This is a genomic window from Rhizobium sp. PEPV16 (genome assembly GCF_008919455.1).
GTDB lineage: Bacteria > Pseudomonadota > Alphaproteobacteria > Rhizobiales > Rhizobiaceae > Rhizobium > Rhizobium leguminosarum_Q.
Map to the genome: position 1 here is coordinate 1 of NZ_VSZV01000151.1, position 7,460 is coordinate 7,460.

Here is a 7,460-nt window from a genome sequence, read left to right on the forward strand (position 1 = left end):
TCACGCCCATGGCGAGCAGCATGCCGGCCGCGGCCAGCGCCGGCCCGAGCTGCGGAAGGATGATCGAGACATAGATCCGCCAGACGGGAATGCCGTCGATCCGCGCCGCCTTCCATTGCTCGGCCTCGATGCCGCGCATGCCGGCGAGCGCAATGACCATGACGAGCCCCGCGCCCTGCCACACGCCGGCAAGCACCAGCGCATAGATCGCCATGTCGCGATTGACCACCCAGTCGAGGACGAAGCTTTCCCAGCCGAGCGAACGCACGCTCGCCTGGATGCCGAGCGTCGGATTGAGCATCCATTGCCAGATCAACCCGGTCACCACGAAGGACATGGCGTAGGGATAGAGGAATATGGTCCTGAAGGCGCTTTCGAAGCGGATCTTGCGATCCAGCGCCGCGGCCAGCAGGAAGCCGAGCAGCAAACAGCCTGCGACGTAAAGGACGCCGAAGATCAACACGTTTTGCAGCGATGCCAGCCACTTGGCGGAAGAGAAGAGCTTCGAATATTGCGCCAAGCCGACATAGGTCGAGGACGGAAAAAGCGTTGAATTGGTGAAGGACAGCCGGATCGACCAGGCCATGGTGCCGATGAAGACCACGACCGCGACGAACCATGTCGGCAGCAAGGCGATGGTCGCGGAAAGATTGGGCTTGCGTTTGATGGACATCGGCCAGCTCGTTGACGGAGTGGAAGCAGGGCTCGGCCGCTGCATGAGGCGGCAGCCGGCAGCCGTGGCGTCGGATCAGGCCGACGCCACGGGTACTATCCTACTCGAAGATGGCGAAGAAGTTTTCGGCTGCGGCACCTGCATCGTTCGAGCCGCCGCTCCAGTATTCGTCGACGAAGTCATCAAGCGCGCCGACCTGCTGGGGCGTCAGCACGATCGCCTGATCCGGCACGATCGCACCCGCTGCCATCAGCTCGACACCCTTCTGCGCGCAGGCGTCCAGCTTCGACTTGTCGACGTCGGAGCGCATCGGAACCGAACCCTTCTTCAGGGCGAATTCGACCTGAACGGCCGGGTCCATGACGACTTCGGCGAGAAGTTTCTGCGCCTTGTCGGTCTCGGCCTTGCCGGTCTTGGGGAACCAGAGGGCGTCGGCGATGTAGACCATGCCCTTCGACTCCGGCACGATCATGCAGCCATAATCCTTGCCCGGCTCCTTGCCGGCAACGGTGAATTCGCCCTTGGCCCAGTCGCCCATGAACTGCACGCCGGCCTTGGCGGTGATCAGCATGGCGGTCGCGTCGTTCCAGTTGCGGCCGGCTGCACCCGCATCGACATAGCCACGCAGCTTGCCGAGGATCTCAAAGGTCTTCTTCACACCCTCGACGGAGGCCGGGCTCTTGTCCTTGTCGACATAGATCTTCAGGAAGCCGTCGATCCCGACCTGCGAGAGCAGGATCATGTTGAAGACCTTGGACTGCTGCCAGGGCTGGCCACCCCAGGCGACCGGAACGATGCCGGCAGCCTTCATCTTGTCGAGATCGGCAAAGAGCTCGACCCAGGTCTTGGGCTCTTGCGAAATGCCGGCTTTCTCGAAGGCTTCCTTCGAATAGAAGATCCAGCTTTCACCATGGGCGCCGGTCGGCGAGAGATAGACCTTGCCGTCATAGGTGATGAGATCATGGATCGATTTCGGCAAGGCGTCAGCCCATTTGCCGGCGGCCGCCACGTCGTCGATCGGATTGAACAGGCCCTGGTTGATGAAATCTGCGGCAGCGAGACCGATGACGCCCTGCTTGGCGCCCGGCGCGTCACCGGCGACGATACGGTTCTGGAAGGCGGCATCGGCCGCACCAAAGCCGGCGATCGAAGAATCCTTCCAGACGCCGCCGCGCTTTTCGAACTCGGTCTTGATGACGTTGAGGGCCGCCGCTTCGCCGCCCGACGTCCAGGACGACATGATCTCGATCGTCGGCTTGTCCTCGGCATAGGCCGAAGCGGATAGGCCGACGATTGCTGCGCCGGCAAGAAAAAGCTTCATCATGTTCTTCATTGTTCCACCTCTTGAAAATGCCCTCTTTGCGGGGCGTTTTTGTTGTCTTAGGAATGACAGTCAGCGATAGATCGGCAGGAGCGCCTGCCGGACGAGCGTGAGCCCGTTGGCGATGTCGCGGACGGGATCGGGCGCGGCATCGAGTTCGAGGATCGCCCAGCCTTCAAAGGCCCGGTCGCGCAGCAGCCGGATCCAGGCCGGCCAGTCGACCCGTCCGAGGCCGAAGCTGCAGAAATAGGGCTGGTGGCGTTCATGAATGTGCTTGTCGATCGGCGTGTCGGCGGGCATGGGGCCGATCGCATCCTTCCAGTGAGCGATGATCATGCGCTCGTGATGGCGATCGACGAGCTGGATTGGATCGGAGCCGGCAACGATGATATGGGCCGTGTCCGGGCACATATGTACATAGGCCGGGTCGGTCAAAAGCATCATCAAGTCGACGTCGCGCGCGGCGGCAAAGATCGAGTGCGCCTCGGTGTGCAGCGCGAGCCGCACGCCCCTGGCATAGAGGGTCGCGCCGAGCCGATTCAGGAAATCGGCGATCACCTTGGCGCGATCGAAATCGTAGAACTGCACCGGCTGAGCGCCGAGCGTCTGGCGCAAGGGAGCGCCGATCACCATGATGTCGCTGCCACAGGCTTTCAGGAAATCGGCATATCGTTCCGCCTTGTCGATCAGCGCGCGCTGGGCCTCGGGTTCAGCAAAGTCGCCGGCCGCCTCCAGTTCCGCGAAGAAGCCGCTGCACAGCGTCAGGCCGCGCCTTGCTAGTTCGGCCGCGAAGGCGTCGACGGAACCGTAGGTCTTGATCGCGTCCTGCCAGTTGAAGGGAGAGAAGGTCAGCTCGACGCCGGTCACGCCGGAGGCCTGGACGCTGTCGAGAATCTTGTCCCAGAAGGCGCGGGGCTCGGCACGGGCATAACCGGCGATCGCATCATGGCTGTCGACGCCCCAAAAGCCGGGATGGAAGAATGTCACGAGATCGACGCCGAAGCGCAGCCTGTCGCCAGTAGCCATAACCTGTCCATTTCTCGAGGCATGACCTACCCGCGTGCGGAAGAGCCGTTCCGCATCCAATAAGCCATGGATTTTCAACGCATTAAGAAATGGCAATCGTTTGCCATGGCTAGATAATAGCCAAGCCGGTTTTTTAAGCAAGCGATTTTTGGCAAACGTTTGCTATAAATCGCTCCCTGCCTTAGAGTTGCAATTCAAAACATCCGGGAGAATGAAATAAACATGAACAAAAACAAGGATGTGGTCGGAGAGGAGCCATCGGGCGCGTTGATGGCCGATGTCGCGCGGCTCGCTGGCGTTGCGATATCAACAGTCAGCCGGGCGCTCGCCAATCCCGGACGGGTCAACGAGAAGACGCGCGCCAAGATCAATGCCGCAGCCAGGCAACTGGGCTACACCCCGAACGCCATGGCGCGCGGTCTCAGGGTCGGCAAATCCAACATCATCATGATCATTCTGCCGGGATCGCTCTACTATGGTGCTTCCCAGGTCATTCCGCAGGTGCTGCAGAGTATCAATAAATCGCTGATCCAGGGCGGCTACAACCTGATGATCGCCAACCTCGATCGCGATGAAGTTTCCGAACGGCATATTCTGGACCTCGCTTTCGGCGGCAGCGTGCGCGGAGCCATCATCCTGTCGTCGAAGCTTCCGGAGGTTGACGGGCGCTCGCTGGCCAATTCCGGCCTGCCAATCGTGTCGATGCTGCTCGACATGAGCGATGCCGGCCTGCAGAGCGTCGTGACGAACGACCGCGAGGCCGTGCGCGACGTCACGGCCGAACTGATCCGATTGGGTCATCGACGATTCTTCTATCTTGCTGGGCCCGAAGGCAATTATCACGATGTCGAGCGTTATGGCGGCGTGCTCGAGGCGCTTAAGGCGGCAGGATTATCAGAGGGCTCGGTGCATCGCTCGGGTGGTCATCTCGATTATCAGCATGGCTTCGACATTGGGGTCCAGGCGGCGGATGATTTCGCCGAGTTGACCGACAAACCGACAGCCGTCATCGCGACCAGCGACGACATGGCCATTTCTTTTGTCAGCCGTATCCAGCGAACGGGCCTAAGCATTCCCGGTGACGTGTCCGTCGTCTCCTTCGACGGCTCCCCCGTCTGCGAATTCTGCTCGCCGCCGCTCTCGACGATCAAGCAGCCGGTGGAAGAGATGGGGCGCGCAGCGGTGGATCTCCTGCTCGACGCCATTGGCCATAGGCAGAATACGGCGGCGGTTCGCACCGTCATCCGCAGCAGCCTGATCTTGCGGGAGAGCATCGGCCCCACGAAGAGCTGACGATGACGGAAACCGGCCGCGCATCCGTGCAGAAAAGCCGACGTTGTCAATTTGGACGCTGCAACTTGCATCCATTTAAGGCGCCTACATTGCTTGACCCTGCCAAGGATCGACAATGACGACACCGGTGCCGTCGAAATCTCTCACGTTTCGCGTGACCACGGTAAGATTGTGCACCAGTGCAGTGGCAGCAATCAACGCATCTGCCTCGTTGCGCCGGTCGGGAATATGCAGATGTGCGCAGCGCGTTGCGATGGCATCATCGATCGGCAGTATCCGGCCGGCGAACTGCGGACGCACGTGATCGTCCAGCCATGTACGCAGGCGTGAACCTTGCCGGGCATCGCGTCGTTGAACCGCAAGCACGCCCCGTTCCAATTCGAGAATGGTAATTGCAGAGAGATAGAAGTCAGAAGCGTTTGACGTTTCGATCCATGCCACGACTTCCGGGTCAGCCTTACCGTCACCAATCTTGCGCAGTTCGGAAATGACATTCGTATCCAGCAGATAGCTCAAGACAGGTCAACTCCGCGGGTTTTGATCTCGACCCGCGATGGCATGAAATTGATTTCCGACAGGCCCGGCATGGAAAGCCCATCGACCAGGCTTTGGCTCCTGCCGGAAAGACGCTGAAATTCCTCATATGTCAGAAGGACATGGGAAGGTTTGCCGCGGTCAGTGATGATGACTGGCCCTTTTCTGGCAGCTTTCTTCGCATTGCTGACGTCGTGATTGAGTTCACGGCTGGAAAGTGTCGTAATGGTCATGGCTGGCTGCCTCATGTAGGTATTTACCTACATATAGCACTGTCAGCCGTCAGAACAAGCATTGTCCCTTCATTGAATCCATTGCGGGGATTCTGCCGCTTCCGGCTGCCGGTCGCTGACGTTCGGCGATATGTCCTATAAGGCGCCGATTGCCCTCCATCAAAACTTCGTCTGACCCCATCAGTCGGCGCGTCGTGCTACGAAAAATCACAACACCGGGCGACGTGAAACTTCGGGTCCGCGCGGTGGAATTTTGAAATTCCGAGCACGCATATGGACCTCTCGAAGATCAAGACGCTGATCGACTTTGTCGGACGATCGAACATTACCGAGCTGAGCGTGACGGAGAAGGACGTGACGGTTCGGATTTTCCGCATGTTGCCGGGTCAGGAGGCTGCTGCCGAGACCCTGCAAGAGGGAGGATCGACGACAAACCTTGCCCAGGATGCCGGCGCCGATATGCCTTGGCGGCCTGAGAAAACCTATGCGGTGAAGGCGCCGGTCTTCGGCGTTCTGCATCGGACCCCGGCGCCCGGGGAGCCGCCATTCGTCGCGATCGGCGACGAGGTGGAGAAGGGGCAGACCCTTTTCATCATCGAAGCAATGAAGGTCTTCAACACGATCGCCGCGCCGCGGGCAGGGCGCATTACGCACCTCACCGAAATCGACGACGGCGAGGGCGAGACCAGCGATCTGCTGGCGGAGATTGGCTGATGCCGGAAACGCCTGAACAATCCGCGGCCGACCGCTTCGATACCGTGCTCATCGCCAACCGCGGCGAGATCGCAGCCCGGATCCAGCGCGCCTGCCGTGAGCTCGGCCTGAAGACGGTCGCCACCTGCTCCGAGGCCGACAGGCAAGCGCCTTACGGCAAGACCGCAGACAGTTTTCTGTGCATCGGCCCGTCGACCGCCGCCAAGAGCTACCTCAATCAGGATGCCATCCTTCTGGCGGCGCGTCTCGCCGGTGCGGGCGCCATCCATCCGGGTTATGGTTTTCTGTCGGAGAACGCCGCCTTCGCCGATGCCGTCGAAAAGGCCGGCCTGGTCTTCATTGGTCCGACCGCGTCGTCGATTGCCATTATGGGCGACAAGATCTCGGCAAAGCGCGCGATGATGGCGGCCGGCGTCCCCTGCGTTCCCGGTCCGGACACCGCGCTGCCCGATGACCCCGCCACGATCGAGCGCATAGCGCTGGAGATCGGATATCCCGTCATCATCAAGGCAGCCGGCGGCGGTGGCGGGCGCGGCATGCGCGTCGTGCCAAAGGCCGACGTGCTGCATGAAGCAATTGCGCTGACGCGGGAAGAGGCCCGCAAGGCCTTCGGCTCACCCTCGCTCTACATGGAGAAATTCTTAGAGCATCCGCGCCACATCGAGATACAAGTTATTTGCGACGATCACGGCAATGCCGTGTGGCTCGGACACCGGGATTGCTCGATGCAGCGCCGCCATCAGAAAGTGGTGGAGGAGGCGCCGGCGCCTGGGATCGCGCCCGACATCATCCAGCCAGTCGGCCTGGCTTGCGTAGAGGCCTGCCTCCAGATCGGCTACCGGGGCGTCGGGACTTTCGAATTCCTCTATGAGGACGGCGCTTTCTATTTCATCGAGATGAACACGCGACTTCAGGTCGAGCATCCCGTTACCGAGATGACGAGCGGTGTCGATATCGTCCAAGCGCAGATAAGGGTGGCGCAGGGTCATGTTCTCTATCTCACCCAAGGCGATGTGTCCTGCGAAGGCCATTCCTTCGAATGCCGCATCAACGCCGAGGATCCGGAAACCTTCCTGCCATCAGCCGGTGTCGTCACCCATCTGGCGTTGCCGGCGGGACCGGGCATCCGCGTCGATACGCATATTCATGCCGGCTACAAGGTCTCGCCCTATTACGATTCGCTGATCGCCAAGCTGATCGTCCATGCGCCGACGCGGGCCGAAGCAATGGCAAGAATGCGCGAAGCGCTTGCCCGCACTGAGGTCGAGGGGATTTCCACCAATATCTCCTTCCTGCGCGCCCTGTTCGAGGACGGCGCATTCGCGCGCGGCGAGACGGACATTCACTATCTCGAACAATGGCTGAAGCTGCGGAGGGCGGCATGAGCGCGATCGATTTCAGCGATCCGGCGACCATCGCATTGCTCACCGAGGCGTTGACGGCCGCTGGTGTGGACGGTCTTGAAATCTCCCGGCCGGGCGGACAGCTTCGTATCGTCGTCGCCGGAAAAGGCGGCGCCCGGATCAGCTCGACCGGAGCGACGCCACACGCTCCCGGCTCAGCATCCGCCGTCGTAAAGGCGCCGATGGCCGGCCGCTTCTGCGTCGAGCACCCGGCCGCTTCCGCCCTCCCGCAAAAACTGCCGCGCTCCGTATCCGATGCGGAT

Annotated in this window: 9 protein-coding genes; 4 read left to right on the forward strand and 5 right to left on the reverse strand. The window is 61.0% G+C overall.

Going from position 1 to position 7,460, the window contains the following annotated elements; all coding sequences use genetic code 11:
• The 3 genes from FY112_RS02960 to FY112_RS02970 all read right to left on the reverse strand — a co-directional run.
• Positions 1-673, reverse strand: a 673-nt coding sequence (locus FY112_RS02960) for a sugar ABC transporter permease (protein WP_151517626.1), incomplete at its 3' end; no start/stop codon positions are given.
• Between the two features lie 100 nt (positions 674-773).
• A complete protein-coding gene (locus tag FY112_RS02965) occupies positions 774-2,006 on the reverse strand; it encodes an ABC transporter substrate-binding protein (RefSeq protein WP_131643798.1) in 1,233 nt (410 codons plus the stop codon).
• Positions 2,007-2,066: 60 nt separating this feature from the next.
• Positions 2,067-3,020: a sugar phosphate isomerase/epimerase gene (locus FY112_RS02970; protein ID WP_151517628.1), complete on the reverse strand. Its 954-nt coding sequence runs from the start codon at positions 3,018-3,020 to the stop codon at positions 2,067-2,069.
• 222 nt (positions 3,021-3,242) lie between these two features.
• Between FY112_RS02970 and FY112_RS02975 the strand changes: the two genes are divergently transcribed.
• Positions 3,243-4,313, forward strand: coding sequence for a LacI family DNA-binding transcriptional regulator (locus tag FY112_RS02975; RefSeq protein ID WP_131620561.1), 1,071 nt, complete (start codon positions 3,243-3,245; stop codon positions 4,311-4,313).
• Positions 4,314-4,397: 84 nt separating this feature from the next.
• Here FY112_RS02975 and FY112_RS02980 read toward each other — a convergent pair whose 3' ends face one another.
• Positions 4,398-4,829, reverse strand: coding sequence for a type II toxin-antitoxin system VapC family toxin (locus FY112_RS02980; protein ID WP_065284584.1), 432 nt, complete (start codon positions 4,827-4,829; stop codon positions 4,398-4,400).
• On the reverse strand, positions 4,826-5,080 hold the full coding sequence (locus FY112_RS02985; RefSeq protein WP_033184308.1) for a type II toxin-antitoxin system Phd/YefM family antitoxin: 255 nt from the start codon (positions 5,078-5,080) through the stop codon (positions 4,826-4,828). Before FY112_RS02985 ends, FY112_RS02980 begins: the two co-directional genes overlap by 4 nt.
• 273 nt (positions 5,081-5,353) lie before the next feature.
• On the opposite strand from FY112_RS02985, the gene FY112_RS02990 reads away from it, so the two are divergent.
• The 3 genes from FY112_RS02990 to FY112_RS03000 form a co-directional block, all read left to right on the forward strand.
• Complete coding sequence (locus FY112_RS02990) at positions 5,354-5,794, forward strand: biotin/lipoyl-containing protein (RefSeq protein ID WP_151517629.1); 441 nt, start codon at positions 5,354-5,356, stop codon at positions 5,792-5,794.
• Positions 5,794-7,179 (forward strand): acetyl-CoA carboxylase biotin carboxylase subunit, encoded by a 1,386-nt coding sequence (gene accC, locus FY112_RS02995; RefSeq protein WP_151517631.1) that lies wholly within the window; start codon positions 5,794-5,796, stop codon positions 7,177-7,179. The genes FY112_RS02990 and accC overlap by 1 nt, the downstream gene beginning before the upstream one ends.
• Positions 7,176-7,460 (forward strand): acetyl-CoA carboxylase (locus FY112_RS03000; protein ID WP_151517632.1); only part of this gene is annotated, 285 nt, incomplete at its 3' end. The genes accC and FY112_RS03000, both read left to right, overlap by 4 nt.

What these genes read in the sequence shown, in the direction of transcription:
- FY112_RS02975 (WP_131620561.1), top strand. Translation starts at nt 3,243, where the DNA reads ATGAACAAAAACAAGGATGTGGTCGGAGAGGAGCCATCGGGCGCGTTG.
- FY112_RS02990 (WP_151517629.1), top strand. Translation starts at nt 5,354, where the DNA reads ATGGACCTCTCGAAGATCAAGACGCTGATCGACTTTGTCGGACGATCG.
- accC (WP_151517631.1), top strand. Translation starts at nt 5,794, where the DNA reads ATGCCGGAAACGCCTGAACAATCCGCGGCCGACCGCTTCGATACCGTG.
- FY112_RS02965 (WP_131643798.1), bottom strand. Translation starts at nt 2,006, where the DNA reads ATGAAGAACATGATGAAGCTTTTTCTTGCCGGCGCAGCAATCGTCGGC.
- FY112_RS02970 (WP_151517628.1), bottom strand. Translation starts at nt 3,020, where the DNA reads ATGGCTACTGGCGACAGGCTGCGCTTCGGCGTCGATCTCGTGACATTC.
- FY112_RS02985 (WP_033184308.1), bottom strand. Translation starts at nt 5,080, where the DNA reads ATGACCATTACGACACTTTCCAGCCGTGAACTCAATCACGACGTCAGC.